A 24,983-nucleotide genomic window follows, 5' to 3' on the forward strand; every position below is an offset into this window, starting at 1 on the left:
ATATTAACCTTTATTCCTCTCTTATTATTTAGATTAACGAATGAATCAATGGATAATAATCACCTAATTTTTGATTTTCAGTCTTCAACACCATGTTGTACGAAGGTTGTTGAGGAGATGGCTCCTTATTGGAATGAGTTGTGGGGTAATCCCTCTAATACTAATAATCGATCCGGTGTTTTTGCTTCAGCTGCAGTTGAAGTATCTCGTGAAAAAATAGCTTCATATTTGAATATAAATCCGAAAAGATTAATTTTCACGAGTGGGGCAACAGAAGCGAATAATTTGGGTTTAGTTGGACATGCAAGAGCTAAAGCACAACTGATTGGAAAACCCGGACACATAATTACTGTTTCAACTGAACATCATGCAGTCCTTGATCCGCTTAGGCAGCTTCAAAAAGAAGGGTTTCGCTTGACAGAATTGCATCCGAATAAAGAGGGTTTAATCAATATTGAACAACTTTCTGAAGCTTTTGAAAAAGATACTTTTCTGGTTAGCGTCATGGCTGCAAATAATGAGATAGGGGTTTTGCAACCTATTGGTGACATTGGGTCTTTTTGTAAGAGAAAGGGAATCGCTTTTCATTCTGATGCCGCTCAAGCCTTTGGATACTTAGATTTAGACCCCGATAAATTTCGCATTGATTTGATGAGTTTGAGTGCTCACAAAATCTATGGACCTAAAGGTATTGGGGCTTTGGTGATTAGGGAAGGATTCCCTCTTGAACCCTCTCAATATGGAGGAGGTCAGGAGCTTGGATTAAGATCTGGCACGCTTCCTGTCCCGTTAATTGTTGGCTTTGCAAAGGCAGTCGAAATAACAAAAAATGATCAGGATGAGAGGAACAAGAGACTTTTGTTTTTTAGAAACTTATTGTTGAGTGGATTAAAAAAGAATATTTCTGGATTGATAGTTAATGGATCTATTGATCAAAGATTGCCTCATAATCTCAATATCACTTTCCCTGGCGTGAAGGGAAGTCAATTGCATGGTCAATTAAGAAGGTTTATTTTTTGTACTAGTGGTTCAGCTTGTAGTAATGGTGAAGCTTCTCATGTTCTGCAGGAGATAGGGCTCAGCAAAAAAGATGCTGAGGCGTCAATAAGGATGAGTATTGGGAGAAATACTACGGAGAAAGATATCAATAAGGCTATTAATATTATTACGAATATAGTGATTAATCTTAGACAATAATTTAAGCCTAAGTTAAGAATTTCTTTGCAGAAATTCTTAACTTTGCACTTTTACTTCTTGGATTTAATTCTATCTCTTCTGGGCTTGCTCTGATAGGCTTTTTAGATAGTACTTTCAATCTATTGTCTGTCTTAAAGCTCGATTTTACTCTTCTATCTTCTAGTGAATGAAAACTCATTACCATAAATAATCCATTCTCTAGCAACCAGTTTGGAGCTTTTAAAAGTAAACTTTCGAGAGAGCCTAATTCATTATTCACAGCTATTCTTAAAGCCTGAAAAGTTCTTGTTGAGGGATGAATTCGACCATATCTTTGCTTGGGGGGGAAGCAGCCTGCAATTGCATAAGAAAGGTCTTGAGTTCCAGAGTATGGTCCATTTTCAGCTAGATCATTTTTTATTTTTCTTGCAATACGCCTAGATCGTTTTTCTTCGCCTAATTCATATATTAAATCAGCTAGATTTTGCTCAGAGAGAGTTTCAATAAGTTCGGCTGCACTTGAACCCTCTTTGGGATTCATACGCATATCTATTGGACCATTTAAACGAAAGCTAAAACCTCGTGAAGGCTCATCAAGTTGATGACTACTAACTCCAAGATCCGCTAGGACACAAATGGCTTGTTCGTGATGTGAAAAGTCTGCGAAGTTTGTAGAGATTATTTCTATTCTTGTTCCGAATTTAATTAATTTTTTTGATGCTGCTTTTATAGCCATTGGGTCTTGATCCAGCCCAATAATTTTGATTCCAGGGAAATTTTCGAGTATTTGAGCGGAATGTCCCCCGCCTCCAATGGTTGCATCAATAATTAATCCTTTTTTTGTTAATTCACTTGGTAATTCCTTTAATGATCGAATTATTTCTTTCCCCATTACAGGGATATGATTAAAGTTAGAACTTGAACTAATTGGCCCTTCTTTCATAAGTTTTTACTAGTATCTAGACATTGCTTTGGTTGGGCCCAATGACGCAGCTTGAAACGCGTACTGAGCCAATGGTGGTCAACTTTGGGCCACATCATCCATCAATGCATGGGGTATTGCGATTAGTAGTAACCCTTGATGGAGAGGATGTTGTTGATTGTGAACCAGTTATTGGTTACTTGCATCGAGGGATGGAGAAAATTGCTGAGAATAGAACAAACGTTATGTTTGTTCCTTACGTGAGTCGCATGGATTATGCGGCTGGTATGTTTTATGAAGCCATTGTTGTTAATGCCCCTGAGCGTTTAGCAAATATAAAGGTACCCAAGAGAGCAAGTTATATCAGAGCGATAATGCTTGAGTTGAATAGGATCGCTAACCATTTGCTATGGTTAGGTCCATTTTTGGCTGATGTCGGAGCTCAAACTCCTTTCTTTTATATTTTTAGAGAAAGAGAGATGATTTACGATTTATGGGAGGCTGCAACTGGTCAGAGATTGATTAATAATAATTATTTCCGTATTGGTGGCGTTGCATGTGATTTGCCTTGGGGTTGGTTAGAAAAATGCAAAGATTTTTGTGACTGGTTTGGTCCAAAAATTGATGAGTATGAAAAATTGATTACTAATAATCCTATTTTTCGTAGACGTATAGAAGGTTTAGGAGTTATAGGAAAAGAGCAAGCGATTAACTGGAGTCTTTCTGGCCCAATGCTTAGGGCGGCAGGTGTCCCATGGGATTTGAGAAAGGTAGATCATTATGAATGCTATGACGATTTTGAATGGGATATTGCATGGGAGAAAGAGGGTGATTGTTATGCAAGATATAGAGTTCGTATTGAAGAAATGAGACAGTCATTAAAAATATTACGACAAGCTTGTGAGATGATTCCTGGGGGGCCAACAGAAAATCTTGAGGCACAAAGAACAGTTGAGGGAAAAAAAGGTGATTTATCGGGCTTTGATTATCAATATGTAGCCAAGAAAGTTGCACCGACTTTTAAGATTCCTAATGGTGAATTATATACCCGCCTTGAGTCTGGAAAAGGAGAGATAGGAGTATTTATTCAAGGTAATAATGATGTAACCCCTTGGCGGTTTAAAATTAGAGCAGCTGACTCAAATAATTTGCAGATACTTCCTCACATACTGAAGGGAGCCAAGGTCGCTGATATAATGGCAATCTTAGGTTCGATTGATGTGATTATGGGTTCTGTTGATAGATAGGTTTTTGGACAAGCGTAATCCTAGAGAATGGTTATGTTTGAAACGAACAGTTCGTTTTGGTGAAACAGATGCTGCAGGTGTGGTTCACTTTCTTGAATTATTTAGATGGTGTCATGAAACTTGGGAAGAAAGTTTAGAAAAATATGGAATAGCTTTGAAAGATATTTTTCCTACAAACGAAATCAATACAAGCCAACTAGATATAGCTTTACCAGTTGTTCATTGTGAAGCAAATTATTTTCAACCACTTTATGTTGGAGATACTATAAATATTGAACTGGAAACAGAGAAGATAAATGAGTCTTCATTTGTACTTCGATTTAAATTTAAAAAGAATGGAGAGCAAATCGGTTCGACAAATATAAAACATGTATCGATAAATCCAATTACTAGAAAAAAATGTGCATTATCTAAACAAATAAATTTGTGGCTTCATGAATCTAGTTCGAATTTTTAGTTAATAGGTTTATTAAAGGCTATCCAATCTTGCCATTTTTTTATTTCCCATTTTTTATTGATATTTCTTGAAAGTTTTGGACAATCGTACCAGTTCAGTGGTTTTTTGGATGGTTGCCAGTCTTCAATGAGATCATTCAGAAGTGAAATGATTGGATATCTGTTTAGTTCTTTCCCTTTGAATTTTGTTAAGGCAACTAAACGTTGTCCCCATTTCTTGTCACTAACTCCTAGTACAAAAATATCTTTAATTGGGATTTGATTTTTTGAGATTATTTTCATTAATTCCATTTCGATATCTTCTGGAAAAATCGTTTCACCGCCCGAATTTATAGCTGAATCTCTTCTACCTAGGATTTGTATTGCTTTTCTATTGTCTAGAATGATGTATTGCGCTAGATCGCCTGCTTCCCACCATCCATTTGAGTCTTTAATTGATTCGAATTTATTATTCTTCCATTTTGAAGTTGCAATTCTACTGGTTTTAATCTTAAGTGAATTTCTTTTGTTGATTTCTATCTCAACATCTTCGAGAGGGAACCCAACACTATTACTTCCATTTAAAAAGTCTTTAGGACTAAGGCAAGTCACCATTGCTACTGTTTCAGTGGCCCCATAACAAGGAGCTAGATTAATAGACTTTCTGCGTGCTTTTTCAGCAAGGTCTATAGGGATGGAAGCTCCTCCAACCCATATCACAGCAAGGGATTGAAGCCATTTTAAACCATCAGTATTATCTATCAAAGATAATAATTGAGTTGGAACTAGGGATGTAATTAATGGACGTCTATGTTTATTAGTTAATGCTTCACTAAATTGCTTAAGTTGAAGTGGTTTATGCATTATAGAATTTGAAATCCAGTAATACCCAGATCCCCAAGTCTGATGTCTCCACCAAGGCATGAAACCACTTATATGATGCAAAGGTAGTGAATTGAGAATGATGCATTCATTTGGCTTAAGGCCATGATTCTTTAACCACTTTCCGGTTGATAAAGCCGAATTAGTGAGATTTTTAAGTGATTGGAAACAAAGATTTGGCCCTCCAATGCTGCCCCCGCTTGAAATGATTATTCCTTCTCCTTCAGGTAAGGTTGACGATGTGGGGATTTTCGTTTGATCTTTTGGAGTCGCTAGATATACCCAGTTATGCTTTGCAAAATTCTTCAAAATTTCTTTTGAACAGTCCAGGTTTTTTTCAGGAATACATTCTACAACTGCAATTTTGGTCATACGGCTTCCCAGACTAATTTCGGATTGTTGTTGAAGAGTGGGCCTTTTGGGCACCATCCAGGTGCAAGTCCAGGTGCACGAGGATTTCCCCCTTTGACTTGTCTGGCAGCGAGGTGATTAACCCACCTTCTCCCAATACCAGTTTCAAAAGCTGTGCTTATGACTGTTTGACTATCTTCTTGTTCTATTTCTTTTAACAGTAATCTCGGATCACCATCTAATGCAGGGCGACGTATTTGCCAACTTTTCCATGTTTTTCGTAAATATGGAAATTCAACCAAAGATTCATCTAGTGCGATTGGAATTTGAGTGGCCAATGAAAATAAACCTTCAATATCTTTTGATGGGAGTGGCTGTTCAATCCATTCCAAACGAGGTTCGTTTTTGAGTTCGTTAATCCATTCTTGTGCTTTTTGGCGACTCCAACCTCCATTTGGATCAATTCTAAGTTTAAAATTATTTGGTAAAATGTCTAAGATTTTTTGTAATGTTTTTTCTTCCTTAAAGTTATTTTCTAGGTGAGATACTTTCCATTTTATTGTACAAGAACTTTTCTTCTCATTTGATTCATCTACATATTTACGTATTGACTCTAATGGATCAATATCTGTAGGTAAAAGATAAGCTGATTTTGCGTCGTCAAAACCTTCAAGATTTAACTTCCTATGAGTGAGACTTTCTAAATCGGCTAAGCAGGACCCTAATCCGAAAGCAAGTGCGCCTGGCAATTCAAATAAATAATTTTCTATTGAATCTTTTGTAGTTTGTTTCCCAATAAAATCAAGACTTTCTATACTTTTTTCTAATTCCTTTTTCTCAATAGGTGAAACTTCCCCCCATCCGTAATTTCCATTTGAGTCTTTTATTTGCAACAATAAACCTATCTTTTTATGAATAATTCCTTTAGATGTTATTAACTTTCGTGTTAAATCAAATGAAAATGGCTTGATATTAATTATTAATTTCATGGTTTAATAAAATTAATAATTCATTATAAAAAGAAATAGGAAGTAGCAAAACCTATACTTAAACATAAACCATTAATTGTTTGAAAGCGAAGAGCTGAAAACTTACTGTTTTTAATGAGCTCTGGTTTATTGTGATGTCTTTTAATTAATTTGATTAGATCTAATCCTGAAGGAAGGCTTATTAAACACATAAGAGTCGTTATTGGCCATATGCCATTTAGTACTGGTAATAACTCCAATAGAAATATTAGACCAACTAACCACGGTAAAAAATTTGCCGCTCGATTAGTGCCTAAAACAACTAGGGGTGATTTTTTACCAACAGCAGCATCTTGATTGATTTGATGAAAATGCGAACAGAACAAAACCAAAGTAGTCGCCATCGCGGGACCTGCTCCAACAATCAGTGCTGTTCCCCAGGGGATGGCATCAAAATTAGATTTTGGAGAAATAACAATTAGTGCTGCAGCTGTCGCAAGTGGTCCAAATGCAATCCAGCAAAGGGGTTCTCCCAACCCCTTGTATCCCAGTCTAAATGGTGGCCCTTGATATAAATATCCAAGGAAACAACAAATTATGACTAAAAAAAGTACTGTTATTTTACTTTTTAGAGCGAGGATAAATATTATAAATAAACCTAATAAAAGAGAAAAATATGCAACCCGACTTACAGTGGTTTTATTACCAGTTAAAGCTACTACCGAGTGGAATTTGTATTTGTCAACACCAGTTTCATCGTCAAAAAGATCATTGGTAAGGTTTTCCCAAAGCAAGATCAAGATTGAGGCAATTAGAAAACCGATGAATTGTCCCAGCCGAATATTGCCGCTATTTCCTAGCTCCCATCCTGCAGACACAATTACTGGCATTATTGCGACTGAATACAGTGGCCACTTAATTGCGGCTTGCCAAAGATGTTTTCTTTCAGTTGTAGAAGACTTCACAGATAAATTAACCCGCCCTGTTCGTTTCTTGTTGTTTCCCCTAAGACTAGGCAGCAGTTCATGTATTGGTTTATTTATGTCGAAAGGGTCTAATTGTTTATGAATTTAGAACCCGTCTTTAGTGAGCTTTTAGTTAGTTCTCTTCAGAAATGGAGTGAAAGAAAAGTTGATGAATGTATCTTGAGCATTTCTGTTCCTGTAAGTCAAACAGATCCTTTAGCGACATTACCTTTAATTGCTGAAAAACATCAGTTTAGGTTTCTTTGGGATCTCTCTCCCAGATTGTGCCTTTCTGCCGGAGGTCATTGTCAATCTTTGGATTTATCTGGACCAAAGAGGTTTGAAAATGCACAAAGATTTAGTGATGAGATCTTTACTCGATTGATAGATATTTCTCCAAGTCCAGTATTTTCAGCATCAAGGGTTTTATTTTCATTTTCTTTCTTTGATCAAATTAAAAGTAATGAACAATCAATAGATGATAAATTTTCCCTTCAGGCTGTTTTGCCTAAGTGGCAATTAACCGCAAAAGATGGATTAACATGGCTACGTTTAAATTCAGTTGCCCAAAATCCTTCAGATGTTCGTGAAGCTATAGAAAGATTATGGTCAACTCGAGAAAAGATAAATAAATCACCAGTCCGAATTGTTAATGATGAAAATGAAAATTTCTTAGTCGATAATTTTTCTGATGATTGGCAATCTCAATATCGAGATGCGTTGACTAAAGGGATCGAATTAATAAATTCAGGTGATTTGGATAAACTTGTATTGGCTACGAGACAACGTCTCCTCCTAAGAAAACCATTAGATCCACTGCACTTACTTGCTCGTTTAAGAGTTCAGCAAACTAATAGTTGTCGATTTTTATGGCAAAAAAATCATGATGAGTCATTTTTTGGTGCATCGCCTGAGAGATTAATAAGTCTCAATCAAAATCAGTTGTTAATCGATGCTTTAGCTGGTACTGCAAAAAAAGGTGATGATGGGAGAGAATTGCTTGCTTCCTCTAAAGATTTAAGAGAACACCATTTTGTAGTTAATTCTATTGTCGAACAACTTTTTAGAAGAGGTATTAAAGCAAGTTATTCATCTCAACCAAAATTAATGACTCAAGACCATTTAATTCATTTGCATACTCTTATTCAAGCTTCTGTTGAAGAGAAATCTCCTCTTGATTTAGTTGAAGCACTTCATCCAACCCCTGCTGTTGCGGGATTACCTCTGAGTAAATCTTTGAGTTGGTTGAGAGCTTTGGAACCATTTGACCGTAAAACATATGCTTCTCCAATTGGGTGGATAGATAAAAATCAAAATTCAGAATTTAGAGTTGCCATACGTTATGGACAGGTTAGAGCTAATGAACTTAAATTATTTGCTGGCGCTGGTTTAGTAAAAGGTTCAACTGTTGAGGGAGAAATGCAAGAAGTAGCTTTGAAATTTGAAGTTTTAAGAAATCAATTAAACTTAGATAGAGTTAATTGTTCAAATGATCTATAAGGTAATCAATTACTTGATCTGCTAATGGAACATTCATTAGACTTTCTACTTCTCTAATACCAGTTGGACTCGTCACATTAATCTCACTTAGCATTCCTCCGATCACATCTATTCCGACAAAAAAGAGACCTTCCTCTTGTAAAGCAGGCTTTATTTGATTACATATCTCTATCTCTTTAGGAGTTAATTTAGTTGTCTCAGCTTTTCCACCTAAAGCCAAGTTGCTTCTGAAGTCTCCTTCCTTTGGACGTCTATTAATTGCACCTAATGGCTCTCCATTAACCAAAAGGATTCTTTTATCGCCATTGATTACTTCTGGTAGGAATTGTTGCATCATCACTGGCAAATGTTCTTGTGAAGTAACCAGTTCGAGTAATGCTTCTAAGCCTGGAGCATCCTTTGCAATTCGTATGACTCCTTGCCCACCTTTTCCTCCAAGTGGTTTTAACACAACTTCTCCATACTCTTTTGCAAATGTAATTAATTGTTCCACCCTACTTGCAACAAGAGTGGGAGCCATTAAATTACTAAATCTTAAAGCTCCTAACTTTTCATTCCAAGCTCTAAGTGATGCAGGCTTGTTAATTACATTGACACCATCTCTTTCTGCAACTTCTAATAAATGAGTGGCGTATAAAAAAGCCTCGTCAACAGGTGGATCTTTGCGCATCCAAATGCATGAGAAATCTCTTAAAGGAAGGCTTCGAGATGACTGGACATTGATCCATGGTTCACAATTGACCTTGTTAGAAACGACCCATGCATCGTCTCCTCGGGCTTGCAGGTCCGAGGGAGTACAGATCCAAACATCTATGTCGGCTCTTGATGCGGCTTGCATAAGTGCTGCTGATGAATCCTTCTTAGGATTAATATTTTCAATTGGATCTAAAACAAATAGTTGCTTCATGAATCAATTTCTAATTCCAATCAGTTCATTTAATTCGTTATTTCTCTCAAGTTCGTAGAGTTCGTCGCAACCTCCAATACTTTTTCCATTGATAAAAATTTGTGGAACAGTTCTGCGGCCTCCTGCTCTTTCAGACATTTTTGTTCTTGCACCATCGTCTCCATCAATAGAATATTCTGTGAATTGGACTCCTTTTTCATTTAGTAGTGCTTTGGCACGTAAGCAAAACGGGCAAAATCTCCAAGTGTATATTTCCACTGTAGTAATGCCTGAATCTGGAATTGATCTGTTCATTTATAGTTTTTGGGTGGATATGCTGATAGCTTTTAATGTATTGATTCTATTACCTCGTTTGCAAGACCTGACTGATTTTAAAAGAGACCTTTCTTTATTGACTTCTCGCCTGGGTACAGCCCAGGATTGTCTTTGACGAACCTGCATTACTTGCTAGGAAAAGAGATTTAGAGCAAGTTGCATCGCAACCTGAGTTTTGGAACGATCCTCAAAATGCGCAGAAACAGATGCGTCAACTTGATGAGGTTAAAGCAGAGTTAGAAAAATTAATTACATGGAGGGGGGCTATTGAGGACGCTAATCTTTCGGTAGAGCTTTATGAGTTAGATCCGGATGAAGAAATCCTGTCTGAGGCTCACAATGGGCTCGAGCAATTAAAACAAGAACTTGAACGGTGGGAGACGGAGCGCCTCTTAAGTGGCATCTATGACAAGGAGGGTGCAGTTCTATCCATTAATGCTGGTGCTGGTGGAACTGATGCCCAAGATTGGGCTCAAATGCTTCTAAGGATGTATACACGTTGGGCTGAAAATAATGGTATGAAAGTGAGTATTAATGAACTTTCTGAGGGAGAGGAAGCTGGAATAAAAAGTGTCACTATCGAAATTGAAGGTGTTTACGCATATGGTTTTTTACAAAATGAAAAAGGAACTCATCGTTTAGTCAGGATTTCCCCTTTCAATGCAAATGGAAAGCGACAAACTAGTTTCGCTGGAGTTGAAGTTATGCCTAAACTTGATGAAGAGGTTGAACTTGAGATCCCTGAAAAGGATTTAGAAATTACAACAAGTCGCTCAGGTGGAGCAGGTGGACAAAATGTAAATAAAGTTGAGACTGCGGTTCGAATTCTTCATGTGCCTACGGGTATTGCAGTTAGATGTACACAAGAAAGATCTCAGCTTCAAAATAAAGACAAGGCAATGGCACTATTAAAATCAAAATTGATGGTCATAGCAGTAGAGCAAAGGGCTGCAGAGATTGCTGATATTCGGGGGGATATTGTTGAAGCTGCGTGGGGCAATCAAATTAGAAATTATGTTTTTCACCCGTACCAAATGGTAAAAGATTTACGCACTGAACAAGAAACAACGGATGTAGATTCAGTAATGAATGGAAAAATAGATATTTTTATTCAGTCTCTTTTAAGGCAAAATATTGAAGAATCATAAATCAATTAGATATGAATAATAAAATTATTTCTGATGACGTCACCAAGAAAGCAACCCCACCTCCAAGTTTTGTCAAACTTGCGATGAAAAATATGGTTCGGAAAGGTAGTCAAAGCCTTTCTCATTTTGGGTTAACAGCTTTGGGTTTCCTTGGATTTATTCTTTTAGTTGCTGTGCTTGGTAAACCTCATATCCCTCAATAACTTTATGGTAAATTCCTCGACAAGCTCTGATCAATTAGATGTAGATCTTTCTTTTACACCCTTCCCAGTTCAAGATTTGGATGTCTTTGTGAACAGTGACACTTTAGAGTTGATGAAAAATCCAAGTAAATGGATTGAGGAGATAGGGAGCTGGATTAGATTTATACAAGTAAATTCAGCATTGAAGTGTCCGGAAATAGTCCTAAATTCGTCTCAATTTAGCTTGGGGTTGGAATTAACTAATGATAAGAAAATTCTTGATTTGAATCATGCCTGGCTTGGGCAATCAAAAGCTACAGATGTGCTTTCATTTCCCATAATTGATGAGACATTCTTTGGTGTAAGTAATGAATGTATCGAATTGGGTGACATAGTTATCTCAGTCCCGACAGCAATCAGGCAAGCCAAAGATAATAATGCTGATTTATTTAGAGAACTAAGATGGCTTGCCACTCATGGTCTTTTACACCTTTTGGGTTGGGACCATAGCGACGAAGAGAGCCTTCATAAAATGCTTTTGATTCAAGAGCAACTTCTTGAAATTAGAGGTATTCTTTAAAATAAAGAGTTGAAGAGTCACAAATATGGTTCCTGAGATATCGAATGACTCTAAGAGAGAAGTTAGGGACATGTCTAAAACTCTTCAAATAGCCAATAAAAGGTCATCGTGGAAGATAGCTAAAGATCTACCAACTAGCTTTTTATATGCAGCTAAAGGCTTAAAATATGCTTTCTCGACCCAGAGAAATTTTCGGATTCATGTTGGTTTTGCATTGGGTGCATTTGGCTTAAGCTTTTTTTTAGGCCTTAATAAGAGTGATTTGGCAATAATGACCCTTACAGCCACTAGTGTATTAGTAGTTGAATTGCTTAATACAGCGATTGAATCTGTTGTTGATTTGGCCATTGGGAAACGATTCCATCCTCTCGCGCAAATCGCTAAAGATTGTTCAGCTGGGGCAGTTTTAGTAGCTTCAATCAGTTCGGTGCTGATTGCTGTTTTATTATTATTTCCTCCATTACTTAAACAGTTAGGAGTTTAATGGCTTAAAAATTATGTTTTTGGTGATCGACAATTATGATAGTTTCACTTATAACCTCGTTCAATATTTGGGCGAATTATCTTCTCAGCATCCTATTGCATCAGAAGTAAGAGTCGAACGTAATGATGCTCTTACGATTAAAGAGATTAAAGATTTAAACCCTGATGCGATTTTGTTATCTCCTGGCCCAGGAGATCCCAATCAATCTGGAGTTTGTCTGGATATTTTATCTGAGTTATCAATTGAAATACCCACCCTTGGTGTCTGTCTTGGTCATCAAGCTATTACACAAGCGTTCGGAGGGAAAATAATCAGAGCCAAAGAATTAATGCATGGGAAGACCTCTAATGTTTTGCATAGAGGTACTGGAATATTTAAAGACTTGCCTAATCCCTTAGTAGCAACTAGATACCATAGCTTAATTGCCGAGAGAGAGAGTTTTCCAGAATGCTTAGAGGTTATAGCCTGGTTAGAGGATGAAACAATCATGGGAATATCTCATAAAGATTATCCGCACATATACGGTGTACAGTTTCATCCTGAGAGTGTATTAACTGAAGCTGGTCATAAGCTACTTTCTAATTTCCTAGACATAGCAACAGCTACCTAGATTGTCTTAAGTTTTGTAGATGTTATCAATAAATTTGAACTATACTTCATCGACAATCCTGAAGGCTGACCAGAATCTTTTCATTTGGTCAATGGTTCCTATGCTCACTCTGATAGAACCTTTTAAATTTTTTTTCTTATCCATATTTCTAATTAGAATTCCAGATGATTTTAGCTTTTGCTCAACTAGTTGTGGTTTTGATTTTGGCCAAAGTAGAAAATAGTTTCCTCCGTCAATATGATGCTTGACGTGGTGCTTCTCGAATTGATCCTTGATCCAATTACGAGCCTCAAGCACTTCCTGCACATACGAGTCAATATATGATTGATCATTAAGTGCTGCAAAAGCAGCGATCACGGCAAAGCTGTTGACGTCATAAGGACCAGTAACTCTATTAACTATATTAATTACTTTAGAATGACCAATAGCAAATCCAATTCTTAAACTTGCTAAACCAGCAGTTTTAGAAAGCGATCTTAATACAACAAGATTAGGTGTTGTTTGGAAATTTAAAAATGGTAGAACACTATCACCTGTAAACGCCTCGTAAAGTTCATCCACAACAACGAGTGTTTTAGATGAAAGTTTGCTGATTTCTATAATTCTTTCTGGGCTTAACCTTGTTCCAGTGGGGTTATTGGGGTTGCAGATAAGTAAAATTTTCGGATTATTTTGCGTGAGGAATTCGCAAATACTATCAAATGGATATTGAAATCCCTCTCCCTCATAAGGTATTGCTTTGATTTGCATTCCTCGCATTTGTGCGCAAGGAGTATAATATCCAAAAGTAGGCAATGTTGTTAGCATTAGATCATCAAAGTTGCCATATGCGTGAAAAATAGCATTTATTGCTGCATCTACTCCATTAAAAATACCAACTTCAGATGAGTTGATATTCACATTTGAATTTTTTTTGATGAGACTCTCTACTACTTTTTCTTTTAAACCTGAGTATTCAGGATAAGCAGAGATTTCATCTCTGCTTATTTCTCTGAGAGATTTAATTACTAGTGGGCTTGGCCCAATAGTGTTTTCATTAAAGTCTAGTCTTAGTAAATTTCGTCTTCCTTCCAGTGGTGCTGAATATGGCTGTAAATCCTCGATATCTTTCCTGGGGTTTGGTAGATCAATAAATGAACTCTCTATGTTTTCCATTACATTCTCTCCAGAGTGGGGATGCCTAGCAAACTCATCCCCAGTTTAAGTGTATCTGCAGTGATAGAGCATAAAATAAGTCTACTAGCTCTTGAAGGTTCACTTGCTTTTAAAATAGGAACTTGATCATAGAATCTGTTAAACGTCTGACTTAATTCAAATAAATACCCGCATAGACGATTAGGAAGCAGTTCTTTTTCGACTTCAGCGATAATATAATCAAGTTGCAATAGCTTGCGAATTAACTCCCATTCTTGTGATTCATTAAACTGAATATTATGACTTGATACATTTAAATCCCCACCTTTGCGAGATATTCCAGCAATTCGTACTAATGCATAAAGTAAATATGGTGCTGTATTCCCCTGCAAAGAAAGCATCTTATCAAAACTAAATTGGTAATTAGAAATTCTATTTTGACTTAGATCCGCATACTTGATTGAGGCAATCCCGACAGTAGTAGAAACTTTATCTATAAAATTTTCATTTTCGGATCTCCTTTCAGTATTGAGACGATTTTTAAGATCGTTTTTTGCTCGTTGAATTGCTTCATCAAGAAGATCTACTAATCTAATTGTTTCTCCAGAACGAGTTTTTAACTTCTTACCATCTTCTCCTTGAACGAGACCAAAGGGAACATGCTCGATTTGACAATCTGTAGGAATCCAATTTGCAAGCTTTGCAATCTGAAAAACTCCAGAGAAATGTGATGCTTGCCCAGCATCTGTGACATAAATTAAACGGCATGCTCCATCTCCATGCGGAGGAATAGTTAATCTGTATTTAATCGCTGCCAAATCAGTGGTTGCATAATTAAAACCTCCGTCACTTTTTTGAATAATTATTGGTTGAGGTTTACCATTTTTTCCTACTAAGCCATCAAGGAAAATACATTGAGCTCCTTGATCATTTATTAGTAATTTTTTATTTTTTAAATCATTAATAACATCTACTAAGAATTTGTTATAAAAGGATTCACCTCTTTCAGTTAGCTTGATATCAAGTCGATCATAGATCTTTTGAAATTCTTTTCTGGATTGATTGCAGAGTAATTGCCACGCAATCAGACTTTCTTTATCACCTGCTTGTAAATTAACAACCTCACTTCTAGATTTATTTTGAAAGATTTGATCTTCATCAAATCTTTTCTTTGCTTGACGATAGAAATTCACGAGATCGCTTATTTCTACTACATCTTTTGTATGGAGAACCTCTGGTACAACCTCTTTTAGATGAGTAATAAGCATGCCAAATTGTGTACCCCAATCCCCTACATGATTGAGTCGTAAGACTTCATAACCGCGGAATTCAAGAATCCGTGCGAGAGAGTCTCCAATAATTGTTGATCGTAAGTGCCCAACATGCATTTCTTTAGCAATATTTGGACTGGAAAAATCAAGAATTACGCGGTTATTACTTTTTCCCTCTTCAATTTTGTCAGTACTGAATTTTTTTAGAGGCACTCCCAGTCTTTTATCATTTAAACGAACATGGATTTCAGATATAAGTGTTTTTGAATTTATAGATAGGTTTATGAAACCTGGGCCTGCAATTCGTGGTGGATTACACATTCTAACGAAATCATTATCTTTTTGTAGTTGATTCGCTATTTTTTGTGCAATTTCTCGAGGAGGTTGTTTTATTTCTTTAGCCAGTGATAAAGCACAATTTATTTGAAAATCTCCAAATTCAGGCTTGGATGCGGGGACTAAATTAGAACCTGTAAGTATTGAAGAAGTTTTTGAACTTCGATCCTCTTGTGGGAATACTTTGATGAAAGCTCTATTAAGGGCTTCTTCTAATCTGGCAGATATTTCAAGCATGATGTTTATGGTTAGGTAGTTACTTTTAAGATTTTTAGAGGTTGTTAGAAAACTGTTTATTCATTTTTTAGTCAAAGCGCATACTGAAATCTATCCATTTGCTTTTAGTAATTGGCGCACTAGTTGAGATTAGATCAATACCTGTAAAAATATAGTCTGATACATTATTGGGATTGATTCCCGAAACTTCAATAACAATATTTTGGGAGACGTATTTGGACTTACTATTTTTTGAAAGTTGACGTAATTCTGGAACTAATTTCTCTATAGCTTGAATAGACATCTCGTCAAGTAAAACCCCATCAGCACCTGCTTTTACAGCTTCTTTCGCTTGGGAGGGAGTTTCTGCTTCGACTATTATTTTTTTTGTCCATGGAATAGTATTTTTTAAGATTTTGATACTCTCGCTAATCCCTTGCGACCATTCAATATGATTTTCTTTCAACATAGCAGCATCATCTAATCCAAGTCTATGATTAATGCCGCCACCACAATGAAAGGCATATTTTTCGAATACTCTTATTCCTGGAGTTGTTTTACGGGTGTCTGCTAACTTCACCTTGGATCCTGATAGTTTAGTTACCAATAGAGCTGTCGATGTAGCAATACCAGAAAGATGCATGGCCACATTCAGACTTACTCGCTCTCCTGCTACTAAGGAAGAGGAAGACCCTTTTAATTCTAGTAGTCTTTGATTCTTTTCAAACTTCTGACCATCCTCTATGAGAAGTTGAATATCAACTTTAGGATCAATTTTTCTAAATATAAGTTTGACCAGATCTCCACCACAAAAAGTCCCGTCCTCTTTCGCAACCCAATGCGCTGATGCACTTCTGTCGTTGAGGACAAATCTTGTGAGATCTCCGTCGCCGAGATCTTCCTCAATCCATGTGTCTAATATTTTATGTAGCTTGGGTGAGCGAAGATCCACAATACAACTAATACATTTATTACTATACCAATCTTAAAACCATTATAAAAAATATCTTCTTCTATTTTCTAATTTCATCTACTTATCTTTATCTTAAAAATTAAAATAGAAATTTTTAATATTTTTTTGTTTGTGATATGTGCATTATATGCTTTAATTAAATTACTCTCGTCTGTTTAGATCTAGTGGATGTTGTTCATAGTGTGAATATTATGGTGGCGATGTTAATTGGAGGGGTTTGTTATTACTTATATTATATTTTTACAATCGACAATAACTAGTAGATAAAAATTGCTTGATTACTTACCAATACAGAATTTTGAAAATATATTATCAAGTAAACTTTCTGTTAAATCCTCTCCTGTTAGTTCTCCTAAATAATTAATAGCTTGTCTTAAATCTATTGTCCAGAAATCCCATGGTAGCTTTTCGTCAAAGACTTTATTAATGTTTTCTAGGGATTTCATCGTTGATTTTGCTAGATCAAGTTGTCTTTCATTTAGAGCAATATCCAATCCATGCGTTTGAGAAGAACCACATTTTTTTAGTAGGTAATTAATCAGATCGTCTTCTCCATTTCCGGTTTTTGCACTTATAATAACTAGATTTTCTTTTTTTAATATATATTTTGGAACTTTTTCAAAAGATTGATCATTCGTTAAATCAGATTTGTTACCAACAATCAAGAGTGGAATATTTATAGGTAATTGTTTTAGTATTGATTCATCCTCGTTAGTCCATCCACTTGAATAATCAAAGATTAATATAATGAGATCAGCATGAATTAAAGTTTTTTTAGTTCTAGAAATACCAATTTTTTCGATGATGTCTTTGGTGTCTCTTAGACCTGCTGTATCAATAAAAGTTACTGGTATTCCTTCTAAGATAATCTCACTTTCCAAAATATCTCTGGTAGTGCCAGGTAGGTCAGTCACAATGGCTTTTTCTTGTTTGGAAAGCCTATTCATTAAGGAGCTTTTCCCTACATTAGGCTTCCCAGTTAGTGCAACTTTTAATCCAGAACGAACCCAAGATCCTCTTTTAGCATTATCAATTAGTTCGTTAAGATCTTTTTTGATTGCGACAATTTCATTCTTTACATGTTTTTCATCTAAAAGTGGTAGATCTTCTTCAAAATCTATTCTTGCTTCAATTTCCGTTAGTTGCTCTATTAATCGTTTTCTAATTGATTGAATCGTAGTTTGAATATTTCCTTCAATTCCATTAATTGCGAGTTCTGCTGCTTTTCGACTCCTTGCTGACACCAGCTCACTAATTGATTCTGCTTGAGTCAGGCTAAGACGACCATTAAGCACTGCTCGTTGACTAAACTCACCTGGTTCCGCTCTTCGCACGCTGGGGAAAGCTAGTATTCTTTCAAGGATCTTCTGGACTGGAATGATTCCACCATGGCAATGAATTTCTACTACATCTTCACCTGTAAAGCTTCTCGGCCCTTTCATTACGAGAATTAAAACTTCATCAATATATTTTTTTCGATTTTCTTCAGTTACATGACCGTAAAGCACTTTGTGAGTGCTCCAATCCTGAATTCCCGGAACATCAACAATATTCTTACTGGTCTCAATTGCAGAGGAGCCAGATATCCTAATGGCAGCAATACTTCCTTGGCCGGGAGAAACGGCAGTTGCAATTGCAGCAATAGTATCTTCAGTAGGGGAAAACGAATTCATTAATCAATAATCACGCAATCTTCACTAAGATCAAATTTAGTTTTCTTTTTGGACCAAGATTTTTTAAAATATGAAAAAAATCTTTCTAAATCTAATACAAAGAATTCGTAAATTTATCTCTTGGCTCTGGAATCAGGAAGGTTCTCCCTCTCAGAGAGCATTAGGGTTGGGCGTAGGGATATTTAGTGGTTGTTTCCCATTCTTTGGTTTGCAAACCTTGATGGGTGTGTTTTTAGCAAAAATCTTCAAGGGAAATAGTATTTTGGCCGCTGTTGGGACCTGGATTAGCAACCCATTTACTTATGTTCCTCTTTATTATTTTAATTATAGACTAGGCTCTTTAATACTCAATAAAAATAAAAATATAGTAGATATTGGCCATATAACTACTAATGAGTTGTGGTCTCAAGGTTGGGACTTGAGTTCTCGGCTGATAATGGGCTCGATATGTATGGGTCTTTTTGCTGGAATAGTTGGAGGACTTGGTCTATATTTCTTGCTCAAAAAAACTTATCATAAAATGTAAATTTTTATATATTAGATATCACTTTTTAAAAATCTTGGATTATTTAAAAAGTTAATTAAATCATGTTCTAGCAATATCTAAAACATCAACCATTGAACGAATTTGGTTAATAGTGATTTCTAATTGATTAACACTTTCCAGCTCAACTTTCAGATCTATGCATTCAGGCTTTCCGTGTGAAGTCTGAACTCTGGCGTCGATTACATTAATACCTCTATCAGAAAGTCTCATTAATATGTCTTTAAGTACACCTACTCGGTCAATAACTTCAATCCTTAATTGAATAGGAAACTTTTCTTCTTTGATACGTGCATTTGTATTCCACTGGACTGATAGTCTTCTGCTATTAGGTATTGATTCTATATTGACACAATTAGTACGATGTATGGTGATACCATGATTGCCAAGCGCAACTGTTCCAAGTATTGCTTCTCCTGGTAAAGGACTGCAACACCCCCCTATTCGATAGTCAAGTCCCTCTAGTCCAACTATGGGTGAATATTTTGTTTGAGAAACTTTAGATTTGTTTGAAGCTAAATTTGCTTGTGTTCCAATTTGGGTTGCTAGCTCGAGATCACTTAATTCGGTCTCAGGTACTTGATTTAGTATTTTTATTTCTTCTCTGAATCTATTAATTACTTGATGTAAGGTTAAGGCCCCAAACCCAAGCGCAGCTAATAAATCTTCCGTAGACTTTAGATTACATCTCTCCGCAACTTTTGTTATCGCATGGCCTTTGAGTAAATTGTCAATTCCTTTACGACCAAATTCTTGTTCTAATAATTCCTTCCCTCTTGATATTGTTTCTTGACGATGACTTTTTTTATACCATTGCCTAATGCGATTCCTGGCTGTGGGTGTAGCAACATAATTTAACCAATCTAAGCTTGGATGAGAACTCTTATGAGTGAGAATTTCTACAAAATCTCCATTTTCAAGAGGTGTTGACAGCACACATAGACGATCATTAATTCTAGCCCCATTGCAATGATTTCCTACTTCAGAGTGAATGCGATAAGCGAAATCGATTGCTGTTGAACCGTTCCTTAATCCCAAGACATCTCCTTTTGGAGTGAAAACGAATACTTCCTCGTCAAATAAATCTTCTTTGATTGATGCTAGGTAGTCATTATGATCGTTAACACCATCTTCTTGTTGCCATTCAACTAATTGACGCAACCAATTAAATTTTTCTGAATCAGGATTAGCTGGAGATCCTCCTTCCTTATATTTCCAGTGAGCTGCAATTCCAAACTCTGAAACTCTATGCATTTCTGGAGTTCTAATTTGTACTTCAATAGGTCTGTGCCTGCCAATTACAGCTGTATGCAGGGACTGATAGCCATTTGGTTTAGGAAGGCCTATGTAATCCTTGAAGCGTCCGGGTATTGGTCTGAATGTATCATGTACAACAGCAAGAGCTCGATAACATGTCTCGACATCTGAGACAATAATTCTTAGAGCAGCGACATCAAAAATTTCATGAAACTCTTTTTTTTGTCTTTGCATTTTGCTCCAAATGCCATATAAATGCTTTGGTCTACCACTTACTTCACATTGATGAAGTCCTGCGGAGTTCAAGCGATCTTTCAGTAATTGAACAGTTGTATTCAATCTCTCCTCCCTTTCACTACGCTTACTAGCTATCTGTTGTTGAATCTCGCGGAAGGGATCGGGTTCTAAAAGTTTAAATGCTAAGTCTTCTAATTCCCATTTTAAGCGTCCTATTCCTAGGCGGTTAGCGAGTGGAGCATAAATTTCTCTTGTTTCTCTAGCTATTCGAGTTTGCTTTTCTTCTCCTAAGTAACTAATAGTGCGCATATTGTGAAGTCTGTCTGCAAGCTTAACTAGTACAACTCGAATATCGCTAGACATAGCTAGAAACATTTTACGCAGGTTTTCTGCTTGAGCTTCTGTCCGATTGTTAAAATGGATTCCGCCTAATTTAGTAACACCTTCAACTAAATATCTAACTTCACTACCAAAATAACCCTCGAGTTGTTCCGGTGTGATGTCTGTATCTTCGACGACGTCATGTAAAAAACCTGCTGCTATTACACTAGCACTTGCACCAATTTCTCTTAATAAGTCAGCTACAGCAACTGGATGGGTTATGTAGGGCTCACCACTTTTTCTGAATTGGCCTTTATGTAATTGATATGCAAGATCAAAAGCAGCAACTAAAAGTGCTTCAGAATCTCTTGGGCAACTTGCGCCTATTCCCGGTGGGATATTTTCAATGCAATTTTTTAACCATTCTGGCAAAATAATTTCATAATCATCAATATGTTTAATCTGATGAGTTCTAAGTCGTGGCTGGCCATCAAAAAATTGATCACAGACCGTATTTGTCTGGTTTGAATTTTGTGAAGAGGTGACTTTTGGCATAAGCACCGAACCTTAATTTATTTTATTCAAACTCAACATTTCTTGCTACCTTTTTATGAATAATTGCTCAAAAGAAGTTTTAAAGATAAATAAACTTAATGCTATTTATCCAAATAGTACTACTTACGTAATAAACGGATTAAATCTGAAGATGAATCGTGGGGATAGGCTTGCGTTAGTTGGTAGTTCAGGTTGTGGCAAAAGTACTGTTGCTAAGGCCATAATGCAGCTTCTTCCAGATGGAAGTACTTGTTATGGGGAGATTTTTTTAAATGGAAAAAATGTATTAAAATTAGATGAGGATTCTTTGTCAACTATTCGAGGGAAAGAGGTTGGATTGATATTTCAGGATCCAATGTCACGGTTAAATCCATTAATGACTGTTGGTGGTCATATAGTTGATACTTTTAAAGCTCATGATAATTCTGAACCAATTTATAACTTAGTAAAAAAAGCTAAAAGCTTATTAGAGAAAGTTGGAATAGATCCTTTAAGGTTTAATTCTTTTCCACATGAATTTAGTGGAGGAATGCAACAACGCGTAGCCATTGCTTTAGCAATTTGTTTAAGACCTCCTTTGATAATTGCTGATGAACCTACTACTAGCTTAGATACAATAGTTGCTGATCAAATCATGAGTGAATTGAGTTTACTTTGTGATGAGATTGGGACTGCTTTACTATTAATTAGTCATGATTTATCTATGGCATATAAATGGTGTAATAAAATCGCGATACTTGATTGTGGAAAAATAGTAGAATCTGGAAATATTAAGCAGATAATTGGTGATCCTAAAACTAATATTGCGCAAAGATTAGTGAATTCAGGGAGGTTCTTAGAGGGGTCAGAGAGAGAAGTAATTAATAAAAGTACTGTACTATTGAGCGTAAATAGATTACGTTGCTGGCATGATTTAGGCTTTTGGCCCTTCAATTCTTTTTGGTTGAAAGCTGTTAATGAAGTTACCTTTTCTCTGTATGAAGGTGAAACCCTTGGTATCGTAGGCCCATCAGGATGTGGAAAGAGTACTCTCTGTAGAGCGTTGACTGGTTTATTACCTACAAGAGGTGGAAGTGTTCTTTTTCTTGGAAAGAATATTTCAATTATCAATAGGAAATCTTTAAAACAATTACGTAAATATATTCAAATTATTTTTCAAGATCCTTCTGCTTCTTTGAACCCTAAAATGTCAGTAATGGATGCAATTATAGATCCAATTCTTATCCATAAATTGTTAAGTCGATCTCAAGCCAGAGAAAAAGCTCGTAATCTTTTAGACCTAGTCGGTTTAGCGCCCACAGCAATGTATGAACAACGCTTACCTTCTCAACTTTCAGGAGGACAACAGCAAAGAGTAGCTATTGCAAGAGCACTTGCACTTAGTCCCAAAATACTTATCTGTGATGAAAGTGTCAGTATGTTAGATGCAGAAATTCAAGCAGAAGTCTTAGAGTTGCTACGCTCTTTGCAAGAAAAATTGAAACTTTCTATGTTGTTCATAACTCATGATTTATCTGTTGCAGCAGGCTTTTGTCACAGAGTATTAGTGTTAGATAAAGGAAAAATTATCGAAGAAAATGTTGGTAAAAATTTGTTAAATTATCCTCAAAAATACTTAACAAAAAAGATGGTTAAGGCATGTCCTAGACTTCCGGATTAATATTATTTTTAGGTTGTAAAACTTTTAAAAGTCGTTCAAAGTCTTCAGGCAATGGAGCTGTGAATTTCATTTTTTCTAATGTTATTGGGTGTATTAAACCCAATTCAATTGCATGTAATGCTTGGCCACCAAGTTTAATAGGTAATTTTTTACATCTACTATAAGTTTGGTCTCCAATAATGGGATGACCGATGTGTGCGCTATGGACACGAATTTGATGCGTTCTACCTGTATCAAGCTTGAATTTAAGAAGAGAAAAATTTCCTAGATTTTTAATTAATTTCCAATGTGTACAAGCATATCTACCAGATTCCTCATCAACTACAGCATATTTTTTTCTATCTTTTGGATGTCGGCCAATACTCCCGACAATCATGCCTTCATTGTTTTTAATAGCTCCATGAACAACAGCAATATAATTTCTTGAGGCTACTCTCTTTTGTATTTGAATTTGCAGTTTAACTAAGGCTTCTTGAGTCTTTGCTACCACAATGCATCCAGTTGTGTCTTTATCTAAGCGATGAACGATTCCAGGTCTTAATTTACCTCCAATGCCAGGTAAGTCTGGGCAATGATGGATTAATCCATTAACTAATGTTCCTGATTTATTACCTGGTGCAGGATGAACCGCTATTCCTGCTGTTTTGTTAATGACTATTAAATGATCATCTTCATACAAAATATCTAAATCAATTTCTTCTGGCTTTAAGTAAGGAAGAGGCTCAGGTGGTGGAACCCAAAGTTGAATTATGTCACCTGGCCTAACGGGAGTTTTTGCTTTTCCAGTTTTACCATTTACTCTTGCGAACCCCGCTTCAATGAATTTCTGAATATGAGCTCTACTTTGTTCAGCTCGTTGACTTACCAGCCATCTATCAAGCCGCATTGGCAAAGGTTTCTTATATTCGCCCTCAAATAATTCACCTGGGCCCTGCCCAAATCCATGCTTGATTTCTTTATCCATTAGGGGAGTTCAAGAGAGATATTTCCCAGCAAATTTTTGCGAAAATCATCAAGTAATCTTTGAGACATTCTTTGAGTATCTCCGGAAGTGTGACGTTCTGCTGCTGAAAGTAGCCATGAATATTTGTCTTTAATTGTTTCATTGACAAATATTCCATATCTATTTTGAAGACACATTGACTTGATACCCGCTTCTTGGATGTTTTCTAATGTCTCAAGAAGTTTCATGAAGCTAATGGCTACCTGTTCAGTATCGTATGCGGCTTGACCAATATCATCACAAATAGCCAGTTTTAATGCGGCATTTTGATCTTCGAATCTAGGCGGTAGAACGCCAGGAGCATCTAATAGATCAAGATCTTGTCCCAACCTTACCCATCTCAAACTTCTCGTGACGCCTGGTTTTCTTGAGCTAGATACAACCTTTTTTTTAACTAGTCTGTTAATAAGAGCAGATTTTCCTACATTTGGAAAACCAAGAGTTAGAACTCTAATTGCACGATTTTTCATTCCTCGGTCAAGACGTCTTTGATTTAACTCTTGCCCAGCACGAATAGCGGCATGTTTAATTTGGAGAACGCCTGTTCCAGCTTTTGCATCACACCACCATGGTACTTTCCCCTCAGATCTTAATTTTTTATCCCATGCTTGATAGGCTTCGACATTGATCATGTCTTTTCTATTAAGAACTAATATTTGCTTCTTTCCTTTTAACCATTTTTGGAGATATGGATGAGAAGTGGCAAGGGGTATTCTTGCGTCTCGCACTTCGAAAACTAGATCAACTTTACTCAGATTCTCTTTTAATTGTTTTTCTGCTTTAGCAATATGCCCTGGATACCATTGTATTATTTGCTTGTTCACGGAATTTTAAAAATAATTTGGTTGAAATTGATTAATCTAAAAATTGTAAAAGTTGATTTTTGATTTATTTTGGAAGTGTAGTTTTCAAAGTCCTAAGTTCAATTTATCATCTGAAAAGATTAAATAAGTTGATAATAATAATTGAATTATTCATAATATCCCGACGAGACTTAAATTTTATTGATCAATCAAGATTGATAGAATTACAATCATTAATAACATGCCGATGAAAAAAACTTTCTGATATGGCAAGTTCAAAAAAAAATTAGATCTCTAACTTCATATCGAAAGTTTGTTTTTCGCAGTT

The 24,983-nt window shown here is 36.1% G+C and carries 24 protein-coding genes; 11 read left to right on the top strand and 13 right to left on the bottom strand.

All coding sequences use genetic code 11. The annotated features are described in order from the left end of the window. Positions 1-48: 48 nt before the first annotated feature. A complete protein-coding gene (locus PMN2A_RS01085; RefSeq protein WP_011294171.1) occupies positions 49-1,197 on the top strand; it encodes a cysteine desulfurase family protein in 1,149 nt (382 codons plus the stop codon). Positions 1,198-1,204: 7 nt separating this feature from the next. Here the strand turns inward: PMN2A_RS01085 and rsmH are convergent, their stop codons facing one another. Beyond that, the gene (gene rsmH, locus PMN2A_RS01090) at positions 1,205-2,119 is read right to left on the bottom strand and encodes a 16S rRNA (cytosine(1402)-N(4))-methyltransferase RsmH (RefSeq protein ID WP_011294172.1); all 915 of its coding nucleotides are present in this window, start codon (positions 2,117-2,119) and stop codon (positions 1,205-1,207) included. A gap of 41 nt (positions 2,120-2,160) precedes the next feature. On the opposite strand from rsmH, the gene PMN2A_RS01095 reads away from it, so the two are divergent. Together PMN2A_RS01095 and PMN2A_RS01100 are read left to right on the top strand one after the other, a co-directional pair. Further along, on the top strand, positions 2,161-3,345 hold the full coding sequence (locus PMN2A_RS01095; protein ID WP_011294173.1) for an NAD(P)H-quinone oxidoreductase subunit H: 1,185 nt from the start codon (positions 2,161-2,163) through the stop codon (positions 3,343-3,345). A 4-nt stretch (positions 3,346-3,349) separates the two neighbouring features. Further along, positions 3,350-3,802, top strand: a complete 453-nt coding sequence (locus PMN2A_RS01100) for an acyl-CoA thioesterase (RefSeq protein ID WP_041711118.1) — start codon at positions 3,350-3,352, stop codon at positions 3,800-3,802. Here the strand turns inward: PMN2A_RS01100 and PMN2A_RS01105 are convergent. The 3 genes from PMN2A_RS01105 to menA are packed head-to-tail and all read right to left on the bottom strand — an operon-like array spanning position 3,799 to position 6,946. Beyond that, on the bottom strand, positions 3,799-5,034 hold the full coding sequence (locus tag PMN2A_RS01105; protein WP_011294175.1) for an AMP-binding protein: 1,236 nt from the start codon (positions 5,032-5,034) through the stop codon (positions 3,799-3,801). The genes PMN2A_RS01100 and PMN2A_RS01105 overlap by 4 nt on opposite strands. Further along, the gene (menC, locus tag PMN2A_RS01110) at positions 5,031-6,002 is read right to left on the bottom strand and encodes an o-succinylbenzoate synthase (protein WP_011294176.1); all 972 of its coding nucleotides are present in this window, start codon (positions 6,000-6,002) and stop codon (positions 5,031-5,033) included. Before menC ends, PMN2A_RS01105 begins: the two co-directional genes overlap by 4 nt. A 23-nt stretch (positions 6,003-6,025) precedes the next feature. Further along, entirely contained in the window at positions 6,026-6,946 is a 921-nt protein-coding gene (gene menA, locus PMN2A_RS01115) for a 2-carboxy-1,4-naphthoquinone phytyltransferase (RefSeq protein ID WP_011294177.1), read from the bottom strand. Between the two features lie 99 nt (positions 6,947-7,045). On the opposite strand from menA, the gene PMN2A_RS01120 reads away from it, so the two are divergent. Continuing rightward, a complete protein-coding gene (locus tag PMN2A_RS01120; protein ID WP_011294178.1) occupies positions 7,046-8,446 on the top strand; it encodes an isochorismate synthase in 1,401 nt (466 codons plus the stop codon). On the opposite strand, the gene gshB is transcribed toward PMN2A_RS01120, so the two are convergent. Together gshB and grxC are read right to left on the bottom strand one after the other, a co-directional pair. Further along, entirely contained in the window at positions 8,424-9,353 is a 930-nt protein-coding gene (gene gshB, locus PMN2A_RS01125; RefSeq protein WP_011294179.1) for a glutathione synthase, read from the bottom strand. The genes PMN2A_RS01120 and gshB overlap by 23 nt on opposite strands. 3 nt (positions 9,354-9,356) lie before the next feature. Further along, the gene (gene grxC / locus PMN2A_RS01130) at positions 9,357-9,647 is read right to left on the bottom strand and encodes a glutaredoxin 3 (RefSeq protein ID WP_011294180.1); all 291 of its coding nucleotides are present in this window, start codon (positions 9,645-9,647) and stop codon (positions 9,357-9,359) included. 58 nt (positions 9,648-9,705) lie between these two features. Between grxC and prfB the strand changes: the two genes are divergently transcribed. From prfB to PMN2A_RS01155, 5 genes are all read left to right on the top strand, one after another. Continuing rightward, positions 9,706-10,816 (top strand): peptide chain release factor 2 gene (gene prfB, locus PMN2A_RS01135; RefSeq protein WP_194289494.1). Its coding sequence is split into 2 segments (ribosomal slippage): positions 9,706-9,780 and positions 9,782-10,816, totalling 1,110 coding nucleotides; the frame shifts between segments, so codons are not numbered across the junction. Between the two features lie 11 nt (positions 10,817-10,827). Continuing rightward, positions 10,828-11,019, top strand: coding sequence for a DUF3285 domain-containing protein (locus tag PMN2A_RS01140; protein ID WP_011294182.1), 192 nt, complete (start codon positions 10,828-10,830; stop codon positions 11,017-11,019). A gap of 4 nt (positions 11,020-11,023) precedes the next feature. After that, entirely contained in the window at positions 11,024-11,578 is a 555-nt protein-coding gene (gene ybeY, locus PMN2A_RS01145) for an rRNA maturation RNase YbeY (protein ID WP_011294183.1), read from the top strand. Positions 11,579-11,603: 25 nt separating this feature from the next. Then, positions 11,604-12,062 (top strand): diacylglycerol kinase family protein, encoded by a 459-nt coding sequence (locus PMN2A_RS01150; protein ID WP_011294184.1) that lies wholly within the window; start codon positions 11,604-11,606, stop codon positions 12,060-12,062. Positions 12,063-12,075: 13 nt separating this feature from the next. After that, the gene (locus tag PMN2A_RS01155) at positions 12,076-12,672 is read left to right on the top strand and encodes an anthranilate synthase component II (protein WP_011294185.1); all 597 of its coding nucleotides are present in this window, start codon (positions 12,076-12,078) and stop codon (positions 12,670-12,672) included. A 39-nt stretch (positions 12,673-12,711) separates the two neighbouring features. Here PMN2A_RS01155 and PMN2A_RS01160 read toward each other — a convergent pair whose 3' ends face one another. From PMN2A_RS01160 to mnmE, 4 genes are all read right to left on the bottom strand, one after another. Continuing rightward, positions 12,712-13,827: a pyridoxal phosphate-dependent aminotransferase gene (locus tag PMN2A_RS01160; protein WP_011294186.1), complete on the bottom strand. Its 1,116-nt coding sequence runs from the start codon at positions 13,825-13,827 to the stop codon at positions 12,712-12,714. Further along, positions 13,827-15,650, bottom strand: coding sequence for an arginine--tRNA ligase (argS, locus tag PMN2A_RS01165; protein WP_011294187.1), 1,824 nt, complete (start codon positions 15,648-15,650; stop codon positions 13,827-13,829). Before argS ends, PMN2A_RS01160 begins: the two co-directional genes overlap by 1 nt. Positions 15,651-15,717: 67 nt before the next feature. Next, positions 15,718-16,581 (bottom strand): carboxylating nicotinate-nucleotide diphosphorylase, encoded by an 864-nt coding sequence (gene nadC, locus PMN2A_RS01170; RefSeq protein ID WP_011294188.1) that lies wholly within the window; start codon positions 16,579-16,581, stop codon positions 15,718-15,720. A gap of 299 nt (positions 16,582-16,880) precedes the next feature. After that, positions 16,881-18,275, bottom strand: a complete 1,395-nt coding sequence (gene mnmE, locus PMN2A_RS01175; protein WP_011294189.1) for a tRNA uridine-5-carboxymethylaminomethyl(34) synthesis GTPase MnmE — start codon at positions 18,273-18,275, stop codon at positions 16,881-16,883. A gap of 70 nt (positions 18,276-18,345) precedes the next feature. Between mnmE and PMN2A_RS01180 the strand changes: the two genes are divergently transcribed. After that, the gene (locus PMN2A_RS01180) at positions 18,346-18,801 is read left to right on the top strand and encodes a DUF2062 domain-containing protein (RefSeq protein WP_011294190.1); all 456 of its coding nucleotides are present in this window, start codon (positions 18,346-18,348) and stop codon (positions 18,799-18,801) included. A 60-nt stretch (positions 18,802-18,861) separates the two neighbouring features. On the opposite strand, the gene PMN2A_RS01185 is transcribed toward PMN2A_RS01180, so the two are convergent. Continuing rightward, on the bottom strand, positions 18,862-21,189 hold the full coding sequence (locus tag PMN2A_RS01185; RefSeq protein WP_011294191.1) for a RelA/SpoT family protein: 2,328 nt from the start codon (positions 21,187-21,189) through the stop codon (positions 18,862-18,864). Positions 21,190-21,244: 55 nt separating this feature from the next. Between PMN2A_RS01185 and PMN2A_RS01190 the strand changes: the two genes are divergently transcribed. Continuing rightward, the gene (locus PMN2A_RS01190) at positions 21,245-22,849 is read left to right on the top strand and encodes an ABC transporter ATP-binding protein (RefSeq protein WP_011294192.1); all 1,605 of its coding nucleotides are present in this window, start codon (positions 21,245-21,247) and stop codon (positions 22,847-22,849) included. Here the strand turns inward: PMN2A_RS01190 and PMN2A_RS01195 are convergent. Both PMN2A_RS01195 and ylqF read right to left on the bottom strand, forming a co-directional pair. Then, complete coding sequence (locus PMN2A_RS01195; protein ID WP_011294193.1) at positions 22,833-23,813, bottom strand: RluA family pseudouridine synthase; 981 nt, start codon at positions 23,811-23,813, stop codon at positions 22,833-22,835. The two genes, PMN2A_RS01190 and PMN2A_RS01195, sit on opposite strands and share 17 nt — an antisense overlap. Beyond that, the gene (ylqF, locus tag PMN2A_RS01200; RefSeq protein WP_011294194.1) at positions 23,813-24,676 is read right to left on the bottom strand and encodes a ribosome biogenesis GTPase YlqF; all 864 of its coding nucleotides are present in this window, start codon (positions 24,674-24,676) and stop codon (positions 23,813-23,815) included. The genes PMN2A_RS01195 and ylqF overlap by 1 nt, the downstream gene beginning before the upstream one ends. Between the last annotated feature and the right edge of the window lie 307 nt (positions 24,677-24,983).

The organism is Prochlorococcus marinus str. NATL2A (genome assembly GCF_000012465.1).
Lineage (GTDB): Bacteria > Cyanobacteriota > Cyanobacteriia > PCC-6307 > Cyanobiaceae > Prochlorococcus_B > Prochlorococcus_B marinus_B.

What these genes read in the sequence shown, in the direction of transcription:
- PMN2A_RS01180 (WP_011294190.1), top strand. Translation starts at nt 18,346, where the DNA reads ATGAAAAAAATCTTTCTAAATCTAATACAAAGAATTCGTAAATTTATC.
- ybeY (WP_011294183.1), top strand. Translation starts at nt 11,024, where the DNA reads ATGGTAAATTCCTCGACAAGCTCTGATCAATTAGATGTAGATCTTTCT.
- argS (WP_011294187.1), bottom strand. Translation starts at nt 15,650, where the DNA reads ATGCTTGAAATATCTGCCAGATTAGAAGAAGCCCTTAATAGAGCTTTC.
- PMN2A_RS01195 (WP_011294193.1), bottom strand. Translation starts at nt 23,813, where the DNA reads ATGGATAAAGAAATCAAGCATGGATTTGGGCAGGGCCCAGGTGAATTA.
- PMN2A_RS01120 (WP_011294178.1), top strand. Translation starts at nt 7,046, where the DNA reads ATGAATTTAGAACCCGTCTTTAGTGAGCTTTTAGTTAGTTCTCTTCAG.
- PMN2A_RS01105 (WP_011294175.1), bottom strand. Translation starts at nt 5,034, where the DNA reads ATGACCAAAATTGCAGTTGTAGAATGTATTCCTGAAAAAAACCTGGAC.
- PMN2A_RS01190 (WP_011294192.1), top strand. Translation starts at nt 21,245, where the DNA reads ATGAATAATTGCTCAAAAGAAGTTTTAAAGATAAATAAACTTAATGCT.
- PMN2A_RS01140 (WP_011294182.1), top strand. Translation starts at nt 10,828, where the DNA reads ATGAATAATAAAATTATTTCTGATGACGTCACCAAGAAAGCAACCCCA.
- PMN2A_RS01185 (WP_011294191.1), bottom strand. Translation starts at nt 21,189, where the DNA reads ATGCCAAAAGTCACCTCTTCACAAAATTCAAACCAGACAAATACGGTC.
- gshB (WP_011294179.1), bottom strand. Translation starts at nt 9,353, where the DNA reads ATGAAGCAACTATTTGTTTTAGATCCAATTGAAAATATTAATCCTAAG.
- PMN2A_RS01085 (WP_011294171.1), top strand. Translation starts at nt 49, where the DNA reads ATGGATAATAATCACCTAATTTTTGATTTTCAGTCTTCAACACCATGT.
- PMN2A_RS01095 (WP_011294173.1), top strand. Translation starts at nt 2,161, where the DNA reads ATGACGCAGCTTGAAACGCGTACTGAGCCAATGGTGGTCAACTTTGGG.
- PMN2A_RS01160 (WP_011294186.1), bottom strand. Translation starts at nt 13,827, where the DNA reads ATGGAAAACATAGAGAGTTCATTTATTGATCTACCAAACCCCAGGAAA.
- rsmH (WP_011294172.1), bottom strand. Translation starts at nt 2,119, where the DNA reads ATGAAAGAAGGGCCAATTAGTTCAAGTTCTAACTTTAATCATATCCCT.
- PMN2A_RS01150 (WP_011294184.1), top strand. Translation starts at nt 11,604, where the DNA reads ATGGTTCCTGAGATATCGAATGACTCTAAGAGAGAAGTTAGGGACATG.
- grxC (WP_011294180.1), bottom strand. Translation starts at nt 9,647, where the DNA reads ATGAACAGATCAATTCCAGATTCAGGCATTACTACAGTGGAAATATAC.
- mnmE (WP_011294189.1), bottom strand. Translation starts at nt 18,275, where the DNA reads ATGAATTCGTTTTCCCCTACTGAAGATACTATTGCTGCAATTGCAACT.
- PMN2A_RS01155 (WP_011294185.1), top strand. Translation starts at nt 12,076, where the DNA reads ATGTTTTTGGTGATCGACAATTATGATAGTTTCACTTATAACCTCGTT.
- menC (WP_011294176.1), bottom strand. Translation starts at nt 6,002, where the DNA reads ATGAAATTAATAATTAATATCAAGCCATTTTCATTTGATTTAACACGA.